General features: G+C 70.7%; 12 protein-coding genes. 8 read left to right on the top strand and 4 right to left on the bottom strand.

Going from position 1 to position 14983, the window contains the following annotated elements; translation table 11 throughout:
• Window positions 1–18: 18 nt before the first annotated feature.
• Both ACFHWS_RS09310 and ACFHWS_RS09305 read right to left on the bottom strand, forming a co-directional pair.
• Complete coding sequence (locus ACFHWS_RS09310; RefSeq protein ID WP_416568024.1) at window positions 19–1617, bottom strand: class I adenylate-forming enzyme family protein; 1599 nt, start codon at window positions 1615–1617, stop codon at window positions 19–21.
• Window positions 1604–3163, bottom strand: a complete 1560-nt coding sequence (locus tag ACFHWS_RS09305) for an NAD(P)-binding domain-containing protein (RefSeq protein WP_416568023.1) — start codon at window positions 3161–3163, stop codon at window positions 1604–1606. Before ACFHWS_RS09305 ends, ACFHWS_RS09310 begins: the two co-directional genes overlap by 14 nt.
• A 126-nt stretch (window positions 3164–3289) precedes the next feature.
• On the opposite strand from ACFHWS_RS09305, the gene ACFHWS_RS09300 reads away from it, so the two are divergent.
• From ACFHWS_RS09300 to ACFHWS_RS09270, 7 genes are read left to right on the top strand one after another with little or no spacing between them, the layout of a single operon-like run.
• Window positions 3290–4849, top strand: a complete 1560-nt coding sequence (locus tag ACFHWS_RS09300) for an aromatic amino acid ammonia-lyase (RefSeq protein ID WP_416550824.1) — start codon at window positions 3290–3292, stop codon at window positions 4847–4849.
• 22 nt (window positions 4850–4871) lie between these two features.
• Window positions 4872–6452, top strand: a complete 1581-nt coding sequence (locus ACFHWS_RS09295; protein ID WP_416550823.1) for an FAD-dependent oxidoreductase — start codon at window positions 4872–4874, stop codon at window positions 6450–6452.
• Window positions 6449–7573, top strand: a complete 1125-nt coding sequence (locus ACFHWS_RS09290; protein WP_416568022.1) for an alpha-hydroxy acid oxidase — start codon at window positions 6449–6451, stop codon at window positions 7571–7573. The genes ACFHWS_RS09295 and ACFHWS_RS09290 overlap by 4 nt, the downstream gene beginning before the upstream one ends.
• Window positions 7570–8946 (top strand): cytochrome P450, encoded by a 1377-nt coding sequence (locus ACFHWS_RS09285; RefSeq protein ID WP_416568021.1) that lies wholly within the window; start codon window positions 7570–7572, stop codon window positions 8944–8946. Before ACFHWS_RS09290 ends, ACFHWS_RS09285 begins: the two co-directional genes overlap by 4 nt.
• Before the next feature lie 27 nt (window positions 8947–8973).
• Window positions 8974–10272 carry a cation:proton antiporter gene (locus tag ACFHWS_RS09280; RefSeq protein ID WP_416568020.1) on the top strand — a complete coding sequence of 433 codons (1299 nt, stop codon included), beginning with the start codon at window positions 8974–8976 and terminating at the stop codon, window positions 10270–10272.
• 31 nt (window positions 10273–10303) lie between these two features.
• On the top strand, window positions 10304–10987 hold the full coding sequence (locus tag ACFHWS_RS09275; protein ID WP_416551089.1) for a response regulator transcription factor: 684 nt from the start codon (window positions 10304–10306) through the stop codon (window positions 10985–10987).
• Window positions 10987–12339, top strand: coding sequence for a sensor histidine kinase (locus tag ACFHWS_RS09270; RefSeq protein ID WP_416568019.1), 1353 nt, complete (start codon window positions 10987–10989; stop codon window positions 12337–12339). Before ACFHWS_RS09275 ends, ACFHWS_RS09270 begins: the two co-directional genes overlap by 1 nt.
• On the opposite strand, the gene ACFHWS_RS09265 is transcribed toward ACFHWS_RS09270, so the two are convergent.
• Both ACFHWS_RS09265 and ACFHWS_RS09260 read right to left on the bottom strand, forming a co-directional pair.
• Entirely contained in the window at window positions 12282–13133 is an 852-nt protein-coding gene (locus tag ACFHWS_RS09265; RefSeq protein WP_416568018.1) for a Rieske 2Fe-2S domain-containing protein, read from the bottom strand. The two genes, ACFHWS_RS09270 and ACFHWS_RS09265, sit on opposite strands and share 58 nt — an antisense overlap.
• A gap of 93 nt (window positions 13134–13226) precedes the next feature.
• Window positions 13227–13937, bottom strand: a complete 711-nt coding sequence (locus ACFHWS_RS09260; RefSeq protein ID WP_416568017.1) for an ABC transporter permease — start codon at window positions 13935–13937, stop codon at window positions 13227–13229.
• Between the two features lie 85 nt (window positions 13938–14022).
• Between ACFHWS_RS09260 and ACFHWS_RS09255 the strand changes: the two genes are divergently transcribed.
• Window positions 14023–14979: an IS630 family transposase gene (locus ACFHWS_RS09255; RefSeq protein ID WP_416568016.1), complete on the top strand. Its 957-nt coding sequence runs from the start codon at window positions 14023–14025 to the stop codon at window positions 14977–14979.
• Window positions 14980–14983: the final 4 nt, after the last annotated feature.

Genomic DNA, 14983 nt, shown 5'->3' with positions numbered 1-14983 from the left:
GCGCCGGTATTCGGCTGCTCAGCCGCCGCCCGGCCGGAGCTGCCGCTTGTCCGGCTTGCCGCTCGGCCCGACCGGCACCACGTCGATGAAGGTGACGGTACGGGGCCGGCTGGCCTGGCCGAGCCGGTCGACCACCAACTCGCCCAACTCCGCTGGGTCCGGCCGCTCGGCGGTAGCTGGCACGACGAACGCGTGCACGGCCTCCCCGCTGTGCTCGTCGGGCATTCCGACGACGTATGCCTCGGCCACGCCGGGATGACTGGCCAGGACCCGTTCGATCGGGCCGGCGTACTGGATGTTGGCGTCGACGATGATCACGTCACGGATCCGGCCGAGCAGGTACAGGTAGCCGTCGGCGTCGAAGCGGGCGAGATCGCGGGTCCGTACCCAGCCGTCGACGAACACGGCCGCCGTCTCGGCCGTCTCGGCCCAGTAGCCGGCGGCCTGGCCCGGGGTACGGACGAACAGTTCGCCGGTGCCGCCTGCCGGGACCTGGTTGCCTGCGTCGTCGCGGATCTGTGTGTCGACCGGGTCGGGCGGCCGGCCGACGCTGGCCAGCCGGGCCGGCACCGCGGCCATCTCGGCGGGGGTCAGCATGGCGATCAGGCCGGCCTCGGTCTGGCCGTACCCGTGGTAGACGACCGGCCCCAGCACCGACACAGCCTGAGCCAACCGGCCGGGTTCCAACGGGGAACCGGAGACCAGCAGGGCGCGCAAGGAAGCCAGATCGACCGGACCGGTCCGCTGGCCGGCAACCAACTGATGCAGCCGGGGCACGGTGATCACGCTGGCGGTCGCCCGCAGCCGGGCGATCGCGTGCGGCAGGAACGGTTCCGGGCCGCCGGTGGGTTCGGCGATCACGGCAGTGCCGCCGGCGGCCAGGGTCAGCACCGTGTACTCCATCATCACCTGGCTGCTCAGCGACCCGAAGACCAGGAAGCGGTCCAGCCTGGCGGCCAGGTCGCGGACGGCTGCCGGCCACCGGTCGGGGCGCGCCGCCCAGCCCGCACCGAGCGCGGCGTACGTCTGGAGGCAGCCCTTCGGGTTGCCGGTGCTGCCGCTGGTGTAGATGATCCGCCCGCCGTCCCCCGGACGGCCGGCGCAGTCCAGTGCGGCCGCTGACGGCGGTCCGGCGAGCAGATCGCGAACCCCGGTCGAGCCGGCGGAACCGCCCAACGGGCCGACGGCGTGCAGGTCGAGTCCGTCGGCTGCGACCCGTAGCCCGTCGGTCGCCGTGGACCGGTCGACCACCACCGCCCGGTTGGCCGGCACCGTGCCGCCACCAGTGAGGACGTGACGCAACTGTCCCGGTGTCAGCCCGGGTCGCACCCCGGCGACCCGGGCGCCGACCACCTGGGCGGCGATCATGGCGGCGAACGCCTCCGGCGAGACGCCGAGCGCCATCGCCACCCCGTCACCCGGCCCGATCCCCGCCGCCCGCAGACCGGTGCTGATCCGCCCGACAGCGTCCAGGAGCTCGGCTCCGGTGACGTGGCGCGCACCATGCTCGAACACCGTCCGGTCGGCGGCAGCCGCCAGTAGGTCCAGGATCGGCTGCGGGTACCCCGGCGCCGGCTCGGCCGGACCAGGCAGCTCAGCCGGCTCAGCTGCCGACATCGGTGAGGCACCCCTTCACGAACACGGCCAGCGGCTGTTGATGCACGCTCGCCAGGTCCCACTCGTTCTCCAGATTCTCGGCGAGGTGGTGCACCGCGCGTACCCGGCCGCCGCTGTGGAACCGCACCACCGGATGCAGGTAGGTGGCCTCGTGAGCGGCGTCGGCGTCGTTCTCCGCGACCCGGGGTACCGACACGTCGAACGGGTCGACCGAGTCGTGGTTCTCCCCGTACTCCAGGGTGACGGCGAAGGTGGGCAGGCTGGCACCGAGTCCACCGTCGGTCAGGTACGCCAGCGGCACCTCCTCGTGGTGGTACGCCGAGCCGTCCGGCCCGACGGTTACCACGTCGGCGAGCACGCCGAACTGCTGCCACAGCGCCGACGACCGGTTGACCCGGGCGACGAGTGCGTCGGTGATTGCCTCCGGGGTGGCGTCGAGTCTGGTGGTCGGCCAGCCGGTGCCGTGGTACCGGGCGCCGAGGATGCGGTACAACGCCCGTACCCCGTACCGGAAGCCGTGGATGAATCCGCTGGTCGACGTCTTGAAGTCGCGTTGCTGGGTGAGCGTGCCGGTGAAGTACAGGTCGGGCACGGTGGTCGACTCGAAGGCGGACGTCTGCTCGGGGAACCGGTCGTTGATGACCAGCCGGGGTCGGCAGGTGTCGTCGAAGATGCCGGCGTCGAACCGGAACCCGGTGCAGGCGATCACCCGGTCGTACCGGATCTCCCGGATGGCTTCGACCGTCCGGGCGTAGCGGAACCGGACCAGGTAGCGGCCGTCGGCGTCGCGGGTGATGCGCTCGATCGTGCCGTCGAGCACCGCGTTCTGCGACTTCAGCTGGTAACTGTCGAGGAAGTTGTTGTTGACCGCCCGCAGGTGGCCGACGTAATGCGTCTGCCAGGCGAACCGGACGGAGCGGGGACCGGCGACGTGGATGACGGCCGCCGTTTCCATCAGCGCGTCGGCGGTCTCGAATCCGGAGTTGCCCTTACCGATGATCATGACGCGCTGGCCGGTGAAGTTGGTCGGGTCGACGCTGACGGTGTCGTAACGTTCTGCCGTCTCGATGCCGGGGATCGGTGGGACGTACAGTTGCGACACTCCGGTCGCGACGATCACCCGGCGGGCGTGCCAGGTCCGGCCGTGTTCGTCGAGTACGGCGAACCCGTCGCCGTCGCGACCGATCCGCATCACCCGGGTCTGGTACTCGACCCGTACCCCGGTGGCGCTGGCGAAGTCGGCCAGGTAGCGGACCAGGTCGTCGGCTGCCGGAAAGTACCGCATGCTGTACCGGGTGAACAGCAGCTCCGGATCGTCGCTGAGCAGCGAGTTCCAGTCCATCCGCAGCCGAAGTTCGGCGTCGTCGTAGCCGGTGTGCACTTTGTTGATGGAGATCAGTTGCCGGTGTCGGGGATAGCGGGTGAAGAACGTGCCGGGGGCGGCCCCGGCCTCGAGGACCGCGTAGTCGTGGCCGTCGCGGTGCATCAGGGCGGCGAGCTGAATTCCCGCAGGCCCGGCACCGATGATCAGATAGTCGTGTGCCATGGCGCGACGCTAGCGGTGGGTATTCAGAGATTCATCAGACCCGATTGGCTGAATCCGGGTCCGGGTCCGGGTCTCGGGGCTGTCGGGCTGAGAGTGTTCTGAGATTCCGTGGTTACGGTCGGCGAGGTGACCAGCAATACGGTGACCGAGATCGATGCCATCGATCTGATCGGCCCCCTGCACCCGGCCGACCTACGGCGCGTGGCTGCCGCAGTGCACATCGAGGTCACTGCGGCGGTACGCGGCCGGGTGCAGGGTTGCCGTTCGTATCTGCGTGGCGTGCTCGACGGCGACCGGACCGTCTACGGTGCGACCACCGGCTTCGGCGCCCTGGTCGGCTTCGCCGGCCGGGACAACGACGCCGATCAGGCCGACAACACCCTGGCACACCTCGGTGCCGGTCAGGGCCCGGACATCGACCCGGCGGTGGCCCGGGCCGCGATGCTCGTCCGGGTGTGGTCGTTGGCCCAGGGTGCCTCGGGCGTGTCACCACATGTGGTCGACGCACTGGTCGCCATGCTCGCGACCACGTTCGCTCCGGCGATGCCCCGGTTCGGCTCGGTCGGGGCCAGCGGTGACCTGATCCCGCTGGCGTACGCCACCCAGTCGCTGCGCGGTCAGGGCCACGCCTACCTCGACGGTGAGCGGCTGCCGGCGGCCGAGGCGCTCCGGCGGGCCGGGCTGCGGCCGTTGACGCTCGACGGACGGGACGCGCTGGCGTTGGTGAACGGCACGTCGGTGACGACGGCCGCGCTCGGGACCGCGCTGCACGACGTCCGGGTGGCGCACCGGTCGGCGCAGCGGCTGGCCGCGCTGCTCGCCGACGTGCTCGGCTGCGACACCCACCAGTTCCTGCATCCGAGGCTGATCGCGGCGTACGGCCATCCGGGCGCGGTCGAGGTGGCGGCGCGGATGCGTGGGCTGCTGGCCGGGGCGCGGCCGTCGGGCAGCCGGCCGCTGCAGGAGGCGTACAGCATCCGGTGCGGTCCGCAACTGCTCGGCGCGGCCGAGGGCGCGTTGCGCTACGCGGACACGGTGTTGGCGGCGGACCTGACCGGGGTCAGCGACAACCCGCTGTTCTTTCCGGACGACGATCTGGTGCTGCACGGCGGGAACTTCTTCGGCCAGCCGGCCGCGTTCGCCGCCGACGTGCTGGCGATGGTCACCGCCCAGGTCGGCAACCTGGTCGAGCGGCAACTGGATCTGCTGGTCGATCCGGCCCGCAACGGTGGTCTGCCGCCGATGCTCGCCGCCGGCCCCGGCCAGCAGCACGGGCTGCAGGGTGCGCAGCTGGCGGCGACCGCGCTGGTCGCGCAGCTGCGCCGGGAAGTCGCGCCGGTCAGTTCGCAGAGTCTGCCCACCAACCTGCACAACCAGGACGTCGTGCCGTTCGGCACCCAGGCCGCGCTGCGCGCGGTGGACCAGGCACGGCTGCTGCGGCTGATCTGCGGCTCGCTGGCGGTCGGGCTGCGCCAGGCGGTGCACGTGGGGGCGCGTCGGCCGACCGCACCGGGCTGCGCTCAGCTGCTCGACCAGCTGGTCGAGGTGGTGCCGGCGATCGACCCGGACCGCCCCCTCGACCAGGACGTACGCCGGGCAGCCGACCTGCTCGACCACGTCGACGAGGCGGCCGGCGGTGGATCGACAGACGCCGGACCTGACCGGCAGGCAGCGGAACCTCGGTAATTGTCCTTCGTAGCGTCAGGCGGTGAATCAAGCGATGCTCGACTATCTGATCATCGGGGCGGGCCCGGCCGGGCTCCAGCTCGCGTCGCACTTCGAACAGTCCGGACAAGCGTCCTACCTGGTGCTGGAGGCCGCCGGTGCACCGGGCGCATTCTTCGAGCGTTACCCGCGGCACCGCCAGTTGATCTCAATCAACAAGCCACACACCGGCTCCACCGACCCCGAACTCAACCTGCGGCTGGACTGGAACTCGCTGCTCAGCGACGACCCGGACCTGCTGTTCACCCGGTACACCGAACGGTACTTCCCGCATGCCGACCTGATGGTGCGCTACCTGGCCGACTTCGCCGCCGCGACCGGCGTTCGGGTGCAGTACGAATGCCGGGTGACCCGGGTGGCCCGCGACCCGGCCGGTGGCTTCGAGGTCACCGACGGGTCGGGCACGGTGCACCGGGCGCGCCGCGTCGTGGTGGCGACCGGGGTGTCCCAGCCGTACGTTCCGCCGGTGCCCGGCATCGAGCTCGCGGAAGGGTACGGCGACATGCCGGTCGACCCGAAGGACTTTCTCGACCAACGGGTGCTGATCATCGGCAAGGGCAACTCGGCGTTCGAGACGGCCGACAACCTGCTGGAGACCACCGCGTTGATCCACGTGGCCGGGCCGAGTTCGATCCGGATGGCGTGGCGCACCCACTACGTGGGGCACCTGCGCGCGGTGAACAACAACTTCCTCGACACGTACCAGTTGAAGTCGGCCAACGCCATCCTGGACGGTGAGGTGCGAAGCATCGTCCGCGACGCGGCCGGTTACCGGGTGCGGTTCAGTTTCAGCCGGGCCGAGGAGGTCGTCAAGGAGCTGCCCTATGACCGGGTGCTGGTCTGCACCGGCTTCCAGTTCGACCCGTCGATCTTCGCTGCGGACACCCGTCCGGCGTTGACGATCAAAGACCGGTTCCCGGCCCAGACCGCCGAGTGGGAATCGGTGAACGTGCCGGACCTGTTCTTCGCCGGCACGCTAACCCAGCAACGCGACTTCAAGAAGTCGACCAGCGGATTCATCCACGGCTTCCGGTACGGCGTCCGCGCGCTGCACCGGATCCTGCGGCGGCGTTACCACGGTGAGGCCTGGCCGGCGGGGAAGCTCGACGCCGACCCGGTCGCGATGGCCGACGCCATCATCGCCCGGGTCAACCGCACCTCCGCGCTGTGGCAGGTGTTCGGGGTGCTCGCCGACGTGCTGACCGTGGCCGGGCCGGATGTCCGCTTCCACGAGGAGGTGCCGGTCGACTACCTGGTGGGCAACGGGCTGTCCGCGCCCGGCCACGAGCCGACCCACGCCTTCGCGGTCACCTTGGAGTACGGGCCCGAGCACGACCAGGTGGACCCGTTCGACGTGTCGGTCAACCGGATCGCCCAGGACTCGGCCGGCCAGGCGCACGACGCCGCGTACCTGCATCCGGTGGTCCGGCGCTACCGCCACGGCGTCGTGACCGACGTCCACCACCTGGCGGAGAACCTGGAGAACCGGTGGGACCGGCCGGACGTGCACCGGGCGCCGCTGGTCGCCTTCCTGGGCCGTTGCCTGGCCACCGTACGCGGATGAACGGGACCAAACTGCCCAGCGTCGCCGCCCCGGTGAACCTGGCCGACCTGCGGGCGGCGGCCCGTCGCCGGCTCGACCCGGCGCACGACGACTTCTTCGCCGGCGGTGCCGGCGACGAACGGACCGTACGCGACAACGAAGCCGCCTTCGACGCCTACCGGGTACTGCCCCGGGTGCTGCGCGGCGTCGGCGCCCGTGATCTGCGGGTGGAGCTGTTCGGCGAGACGGTCTCGATGCCCGTGCTGGCCTCGCCGACCGCCTTTCACCGGCTCGCCCACCCGGACGGGGAGGCGGGTTGTGCCCGCGCGATCGCGGCGGCCGGCACGATCATGGTGGTGAGCATGGCCGCCACCACCCCGGTGGAGGCCATCGCGGCCGCCGCCGCCAACGTGACGCCCCGTCCGCCGAAGTTGTGGTTCCAGCTCTATCCGCAGCCGGACGTGGCGTTCACCGAGTCGGTGATCCGGCGCGCGGAGGCGGCCGGCTGCGGTGCGCTGGTGGTCACCGTCGACTCGCCGGTGTTCGGGCGGCGCGAACGGGACCTGCGGCACGGCTTCCTGGACCTGCCCGACGGGCTGTGCTGCGAGAACATGCGCGATCCGGTGACCGGCGAGATCCGGACGATCACGATGGACGCCGCCCTGGACTGGCGGCGGATCGACTGGCTGCGGGAATCCACTCGGCTGCCGCTCGTACTCAAAGGCGTCCTGCACCCCGCCGACGCCGCGCTGGCCGTCGAACACGGGGTCGACGCGGTGCTGGTGTCCAACCACGGCGGGCGGCAGCTCGACGGCGTACCGGCCAGCGTCGACGCGCTGCCCGCCGTCGTCGACGCGGTCGCGGGCCGCCTCCCGCTGCTGCTCGACGGCGGGGTACGGCGCGGCACCGACGTGCTCACCGCGTTGGCGTTGGGCGCGGTCGCCGTCGGCGTCGGCCGGCCGGTGCTGTGGGGCCTGGCCGCCGGCGGTGAGATGGGCGTACGCCAGGTCCTGGAGCTGCTGCGGGCCGACCTGGACCGGGCGATGGCGCTTGCCGGAGCGGACTCTCCGGCCGCGATCACCCCGGACCTGGTCACCCCGGCGGTGGGCGGCCGAGCGTGGCCGGCGGGGGTACGCCGATGACCGGGTCCGGCGTACCCGTGCTGCTTGCCCTCGTGGCGGCGGCGGTCCTGGTGTGGACGCTGCCCCGCTGGCTGCCGCCGGCGGTGATCGGCCTGCGGCAGTGGGTGTTCGCCCGGGTGAACGGTGGTGAAGGGATCGCGGTGCCCGGCCCGCTGGTCGGCGCGGAGCACTTCGAGCGGGTGTACGCCCACCCGGCGGCGGACGGACGCAGCCGGGGCGCGGGCCTGTCCGATCTGTTCTGGTACTGGTTGTCTCCGGGGCCGCACATGCACCAGGAGCACCTCGAATCGGGTGAGCGCTACCGCACCGTGGCCCGGACCACCCGGCGGGTGCTGGCCGTGTCGCAGCGACGGTCGACGGAGTTGGCCGCCTCGGCCGCCCGCCGGCAGCTGGACCGGCTGCCGCCCGGGCGGACCAGCCTGGTGCGGCTACGCGACATGATGCTGCCGATCTGGGCCGAGGTCTACTACGAGCTGGTCTTCGATGAGGCGTGCCCGCCGGACGCCCGGGCGCTGATCGTCGCGAACGCCGGCGACGTGTCGTCCGCGCTGAAGTGCAGTGGGCTGCGGCACCTGAGCCGGCGGAACCGGTTGACCCGCTATCTGCGGGCCCGCGTCGACGCGGGGACCGCCCCGGTCGTGCTGCCGGAGCCGTTCACCGCCCAGGAGACCGCCTGGTACCTGCACGGTGCGTTCTTCACCACGGCGGTCGTGCAGATGTCCGAGGCGATGGCGCATCTGCTGCTGGCCGTCGCTCAGCATCCGCCGACGCAGCTCGCGGTGCGCCGGGCGTTGGACGGGCCGGCGGAGGCCGCCGATGAGCTGCTCGACCGGGTGATCGACGAGACGTTGCGGGTGCATCCACTGTTCGGGGTGGCGCACCGGATCACCTCGGCCCCGATCGAGGTGGATGCCGGCACCACTCTGCCGGCCGGCTCGGTGCTGCTGTTCAACTATCTGGCCTTTCAGCGCACCGGACCGGCCGCCGACGACGATTTCGACCCGGACCGTTGGTTGCGGCTGTCCCGGCGGGAGGCACACTTCGTCCCGTTCGGCGTCACTGCGAACCGGGCCTGCCCGGCGCGCGGCGTCGCGCCGGTGATGATGCGCGCGGCGACCCGCGAGGTGCTGCGCCGGTACGCGCTGGTCTCCTCGGTACGCCACGACCGGTCGTTGCCCAGCCGGGGTCCGTGTTACCTGCTCCCGGCCGGTTCGGGCGAGGTCGGGCGGCTGCGGCTGTGGCTGATGCGCACCGAGGACCGGTGGGCCGACGTCTGGCGAAGCCTGGTCCAGCTGGTGCTGGGCAGTGTGATGGTGCTCCACGCACGACGGCTGCGGCTGTGCGCGAACCACTTCGACCAGGCCGGGCGCTGACGCTGCCGAAACTTCGCTGGAGGGCCGATGAGTACGGTCGACCTGGCGCCACGGTTCTTCATTGCCGTGGCGGTCATCCTGCTCTGCTGCCGGACGGTCGCCTGGCTGCTCGGCAGGGTCGGCCAGCCGGCTGTGGTGAGCGAGATGCTCGCCGGGGTCCTGCTCGGGCCGTCGTTGCTCGGGCTGCTCGCCCCGACCGCCCAGCGGGCGCTGTTTCCGGAACAGCTGCATCCGGTGCTGTACGTCGTCGGGCAGATCGGCCTGGTGATGTTCATGTTCCAGGTCGGTTACGCGTTCACCACCCACCGGGTGGCCGACCTGGCCGGCACCGCCGGCGCGGTCTCGGCCGCCGGGGTGCTGGCACCGTTGGCGCTGGGCGCGCTGCTGGTGTTCGCCACCGCCGGACGTGTGCCGGTGCTCGCCGACGGGGTCCCGACCGGGGTGACGGCGGTGTTCGTCGGTGTCACCCTGGCGGTGACCGCGTTTCCGATGCTCGCCCGGATCGTCACGGAACGCGGGCAGGCCGGCACCCGGCACGGTTCGCTGGCCCTGGCCAGTGGCGCGATCGACGATGTGGTGGCCTGGATACTGCTTGCCGTGGTCCTCGCCGTGGCCACCGGTCGGCCCGGTCCGGCGCTGGTCACCGTCGGCGGGGCGGTGCTGTTCGGGCTGCTGCTCTGGCGGTTCGGGGCCCGGACGGCGGCGGCGCTGATTCGCGACGGCCGGCTCGGTGACCAGTCCCGGCTGCTGGCAGTCGTGACGCTGTTGTTCGCGGTGGCGTGGTACACCGACGAGATCGGGCTGTACGCCGTTTTCGGCGCGTTCGCGCTCGGTGCGGTGATGCCGCACGATTTGCGTACCGACCGGGTGGTGGAGACGCTCGTCCCGGTGTGTCAGACCGTCTTCCTGCCGTTGTTCTTCACCTATTCGGGCCTGCACACCGAGTTCGGCCTGCTCGGCGATCCGTCGGTGCTGCTGTTCGCGCTGGCCTGCGTGGCGGTCGCGATCCTGGGCAAGTTCGGATCATGCTGGTTGGCGGCCCGGCTCAGGGGCGAGCCGAACGGCGTGGCGTTGCGGGTCGGCGCGTTGATGAACGCCCGTGGCCTGATGCAGCTCATCGCGCTCAACATCGGGTTGTCCACCGGTGTCGTCAACTCTACGATGTTCACCGCGTTGGTACTGGTCGCCCTGGTGACGACGTTGATGACCACGCCGCTGCTGAGCTGGTTCGAACGTGTCGATCGCCGCCGAGGGGCCGGACCTGCGGCAGTCCTGATCGTCGACCCGCCGACCGAAGTCCCTAAGCATCGACAAAGGTCTATGTAATCTGGGTCTGGTGTGCGATTCTCGACAGGTGATGACGGCAAGCGTGACGTCGCCACCGGCACTGCGCCTGCTCCTGATCGAGGACGACGCGGACCTCGCGGGTCTGCTGACCGAAGTGCTGGCCGACGAAGGATACCGGGTCGACGCCGCCCGCGACGGACAACGCGGACTGCATCTAGGGCTTACCCGAGCGTACGACGTCATGGTCATCGACCGGGTGCTGCCCGCGATCGACGGGTTGAACCTGCTCGCCCGGCTGCGTTCCCGTTCGGTACAGGCCCGGGCATTGATGCTGACCGCGCTCGGCGCCGTCGACGACCGGGTCGCCGGCCTTGACGCGGGCGCCGACGACTACCTGGTAAAACCGTTCGAGCTGGACGAGCTGGCGGCTCGGTTGCGGGCGCTGTGCCGGCGCGCCTTCGACACCGCCGAGACGGTACGGGTCGGCGATGGCTGGCTCGACCTCGGGCTGCGGGACGTGGTGCTGCCCGACGGATCCCGGGTCGCCCTGTCGTTGCGGGAGTTCGACCTGCTCCGGGTGATCGCCATGACGCCGACGAGGGTGCACTCCCGGTCCGGGCTGCGTCGGCAGGTGTTCGACGACGCCCATGCCACCTCCATCGTCGACACCTACGTCTACTACCTGCGCCGCAAACTCGGTCGGTCGGTGATCCGGACTGTGCACGGGGTCGGCTACCGGCTCGGTGAACTCTGATGCCCCACCCGTCGGCCGAGCAGTTCGGCATCTCCTGGGCGGCCGCCGAACGCAAGGTCATCGCGCGGGCCCGGCTGCGCGTCGGCGCGCTGGTCGGCCTCGCGGTCACCGCACTGGTCACCCTGGTCGGCGGGATCGCCTACGGCATGCTCGTGCACGGGCAGGAGAAACAGATCGACCGGGAGCTGCGGTACACCGCCAGCCGTGGCGACCCGTCCGGGCCGCCGGGCTGCACCTGGCTGTTCCTGCGCGGCGGCGGCGAGCCGCAAGACGCGGCCCTTCCCGCACTGCAGACAGCAGGAGTCCCCGCACCGGCCGGATTCCCGCTGCGCCAGGTGATGGAGACGGTTGCCGCGACCGGCATCGAGCAGGTGACCAGGGTCGAGCGCAACGACACCGTCTACTTCGTCCTCACTCAGCCCCGGGACGGCGACACCATTCAGGCCGTCTTCGACACCCGTTACCACCTCGCCGACCGTCGCCAGCTGCTCCTGGCCCTGTCCATCACCGAGGGGATCGGACTGCTGGCCGCGCTGGCCAGCGGGATGGTCGTCGGCTGGCTCACGGTCGCGCCTCTCGCCGAGGCGCTCGCGCGTCAACGGCGCTTCATCGCCGACGCCAGCCACGAACTGCGTACGCCCATTGTCCAGGTGCACACCCGGGCGCAGGTGCTCGCCCGCCGGGCCCGTAACGGCAACGGCAACGGCAACGTTCCGTCCGAATACGCCGCCGACCTGGACCGGCTGGTCGGCACCACCCGGCAACTCGGCGAGGTGGTCGACGACCTGCTGCTGTCCGCCCGGCTCGGCGCCGCCCCGGCCGACCGTGCCTCCGACGCGCCGGTCGACCTGGCCGCCATCGTCGAGGACGCGGTCCTTGCCGAGAGCGACCGGGCACAGGAGTGCGGCGTGGTGATCGCCCTGGACCGGTCCGCCGGTCCGCTGCCGGTGGCCGGGGTCTCCTCAGCGCTGCGCAGGGTGGTGTCCGAGTTGCTGACCAACGCGTTGCGGCACTCCCGACCGGGCGGCCGGATCGATGTCGCCGTCTGCCGCACCGCCGTCGGCGACACGATCGAACTGACCGTCGCGGACACCGGCGACGGCTTCGACCCCGACGAGCGCATCTTCGACCGGTTCCATCGCGGTACCGGGGCGGACCGGCTGCACATCGGCCTGGGCCTGGCGCTGCTGCGCGAGGTGGTGACGGCGCACCGTGGCACCATCGAGGCCGCCGGCCATCCCGGTACCGGCGCGAAGTTCACCGTACGGTTGCCGGCTGCCGCAGGTCCGCCGGATCAGGGCAGTTGGGCCTGCACGACGCCGGCCACCACCCGGCTGCGCAGCACCTGCTGATCGGTGGCGGCCGGGCCGTGGGCGACGGTGCCGTCGGTGAGCCGGAACGCGCTGCCGTGCCACGGGCACACCACGCAGGCGTGGCCGTCCGCGCTGATCACCTCACCCTGGTCGAGGGGTCCGTTCTGGTGGGCGCAGTGGGCCAGCAGGACCGTGACGTCCTCGCCGTGCCGGTAGACCAGCACCGGTACGTCGTCCACCTGCCGGCTGATCATGCCCGATTCGGGCAGGTTGGCGAACTCGGCGATCGGGTGCCAGCCGGCGGAGATCCGGTGCAGCTCGGGCACTGCGTGGTTGACTCCAGCGGCCTGCTTGTAGGCGAGATGGCCGCCGAGGAAGCCGCCGGCACCGACCGCGGCGAGGCCGAGGAATCCGAGCGTACGGCCGGTCTGGTGGCGGCCGCGCAGCCGGGCGACCAGCGACCCGGCGTAGCAGGCGATGCCGACGGTGTTGGCGATCGCGTGCACCAGGCCGATCCGGCGCTGCTCGCGGGACAAACTCGCCCAGTCGTTCGCTCCGGTGACGGCCGCCGGGATCGCGGCGGCCGTGCCGACGCCGACCAGGGTGGTCGCGGCCCGTCGCTGTCCGGGCAGCATGTCGAGTACGGCAGCGCTCAACCAGGCACCCATCGGCACCTGGATCAGCACCGGGTGCAGCGGATGCCCCAGCCACACCCCGTGCAGCAGGTCGCGGACCCGTTCGTCGCTGATCCGCCGCTGGACGCTCAGCTGCAGCCGGTCGCCGATCCGGTCCAGCCCGGTCGCCTGCTCGATCCTCATCAACAGTGCCCGCATCGGCGACACATTCCCGAGCTCGGCCGTCTCAAACCCGTGGCGGGCGTCTCGCATCGGTTTTGGCCGAGATCAAGGTGACCCGGGATTCCAGGATCAGCGATCGCCGCCTCGGACGAGAGTTCGCTCCAAAAGGGTTACCAAGCCCATGACGATCAGGGCCGCTGCGATGATGGTCCCGGTGACCGCCCAGACGCCGGCAATGTTGAACTCGCGCGACGACCGCATCAGCAGCCAGCCGATCCCGGCCGTCGAGATGATCACCTCCGCGTTGACCATGCCCCGGATGCCACGGCTTACGCCAAGCCGGATCCCGGTGATCGCCAGCGGTAGCGCCGACGGCAACGTGATCTTCAGGATCGTCTGTGTTCGTGACGCGGCGTAGGCGTGCGCGAGCTGTTCGTGGGCTGGGTTGACATTCTTCAGACCGGCCTGCATGGAGACCACGATGGTGAAGAAGGAATAGAGGAACACGACGGCGACTCGGGTCGCCGCCCCGAGCCCGAACACCATCATCAGGATCGGAATGGTCGCGGTGATCGGCACCGACATGCCGGCGTCGATGTACGGCGCGATCAGCTGCTCGACGGTACGGGAGAGGCTCATCAGCACGGCCACTACGACGGCGGCACCGATCGCCACTCCGATGCCCATGCCGAAGGTCTTGGCGCTTTCCGACAGAACGGAGAACAAAATCCCGTCCTGAAAGAACGAGAGCCATGTGTGGTAGATCTCGGAGACCGGTGGCAAGGCTCGGTAGTCCGCCAGCCGGCCGAAGACCTCCCAGAGCGCCAGGAATACCGCCAAGGATGCCGCTGTCGCCCACGGAAACCTCATCGCTAGTGTCGCGTGTCGTAAGTGGTTTTGTGGTTCAGGTGCGGGACAATGAGGCATGTCTGTTGCCGCGCCACTGGCGCTTCGCCCGGGAGATGGGTCTCGTCTACGCGCGTTGACCCGGTCATCACAGTCGGCGGCGGGCCTGGCGCAGCGGGCGAGGATCGTTCTACTGGCCGCTGAAGGTATGCCGAACGCGGCGATCGGCCGACAGGTCGGAGTGTCGACACCGACGGTCCTGGCGTGGCGCAACCGCTACGACGCCGGCGGCATCGACGCGTTGGCCGACCTGGAACGCTCGGGCCGACCGTCGGTGGTCGACGAAGTCGCCATCGTGGTGCGCACCGTCTCCGACGACGGGCGGCCACCAGCGGACCTCGGAGTGACGCACTGGTCGGCGCGGCTGCTGGCCGACCAGCTGCGCCGGGAAGGAACACCGGTCAGCTTCGCCACCGTGTCACGTGTCTGGCGCAAATGGGGCCTGCAACCGCACCGGTCGGAGACGTTCAAGTTCTCCACCGATCCTCAACTGGAAGCCAGGATCCGGGACGTGGTCGGCCTGTACCTGAACCCGCCGGCCGGCGCGGTGGTGGTCTCGGTCGACGAGAAGTCCCAGGTCCAGGCGCTCGACCGGACCGCGCCGATCCTGCCGCTTCGCCCCGGACTGGCGGAGCGTCGGACCCACGACTACGTCCGCAACGGCACCACCACCCTGTTCGCCGCCCTGGAGGTGGCCACCGGACGCGTCAGCGCCGACGCCTGCTTCGACCGGCACTCCAACGTGGAGTTCCTGGCCTTCCTCAAGCAGGTCGCCAAGGCCCACCCCCGAGTACAACTGCACGTCGTGGTCGACAACTACGCCACCCACAACCACCCGAACGTCAAAGCCTGGCTGGCCCGACACCCCCGCATCACCATGCACTTCACCCCCACCAGCTGTTCCTGGCTGAACATGGTGGTGCGACACGCAAGTCGCATGAGTACAGCGACACTCATCGAAGGGGGTGCGGCGTGACGTC

This window comes from Micromonospora sp. LOL_013 (genome assembly GCF_048060315.1).
Lineage (GTDB): Bacteria > Actinomycetota > Actinomycetes > Mycobacteriales > Micromonosporaceae > Micromonospora_E.
The sequence above is the reverse complement of the archived record's forward strand: the minus strand, read 5'-3'. Positions and strand labels throughout refer to the sequence as shown.

Excerpts from the sequence above, each read along its gene's own strand:
- ACFHWS_RS09310 (WP_416568024.1), bottom strand. The coding sequence starts at position 1,617 with ATGTCGGCAGCTGAGCCGGCTGAGCTGCCTGGTCCGGCCGAGCCGGCG.
- ACFHWS_RS09305 (WP_416568023.1), bottom strand. The coding sequence starts at position 3,163 with ATGGCACACGACTATCTGATCATCGGTGCCGGGCCTGCGGGAATTCAG.
- ACFHWS_RS09290 (WP_416568022.1), top strand. The coding sequence starts at position 6,449 with ATGAACGGGACCAAACTGCCCAGCGTCGCCGCCCCGGTGAACCTGGCC.
- ACFHWS_RS09285 (WP_416568021.1), top strand. The coding sequence starts at position 7,570 with ATGACCGGGTCCGGCGTACCCGTGCTGCTTGCCCTCGTGGCGGCGGCG.
- ACFHWS_RS09280 (WP_416568020.1), top strand. The coding sequence starts at position 8,974 with ATGAGTACGGTCGACCTGGCGCCACGGTTCTTCATTGCCGTGGCGGTC.
- ACFHWS_RS09275 (WP_416551089.1), top strand. The coding sequence starts at position 10,304 with ATGACGGCAAGCGTGACGTCGCCACCGGCACTGCGCCTGCTCCTGATC.
- ACFHWS_RS09270 (WP_416568019.1), top strand. The coding sequence starts at position 10,987 with ATGCCCCACCCGTCGGCCGAGCAGTTCGGCATCTCCTGGGCGGCCGCC.
- ACFHWS_RS09265 (WP_416568018.1), bottom strand. The coding sequence starts at position 13,133 with ATGCGGGCACTGTTGATGAGGATCGAGCAGGCGACCGGGCTGGACCGG.
- ACFHWS_RS09255 (WP_416568016.1), top strand. The coding sequence starts at position 14,023 with ATGTCTGTTGCCGCGCCACTGGCGCTTCGCCCGGGAGATGGGTCTCGT.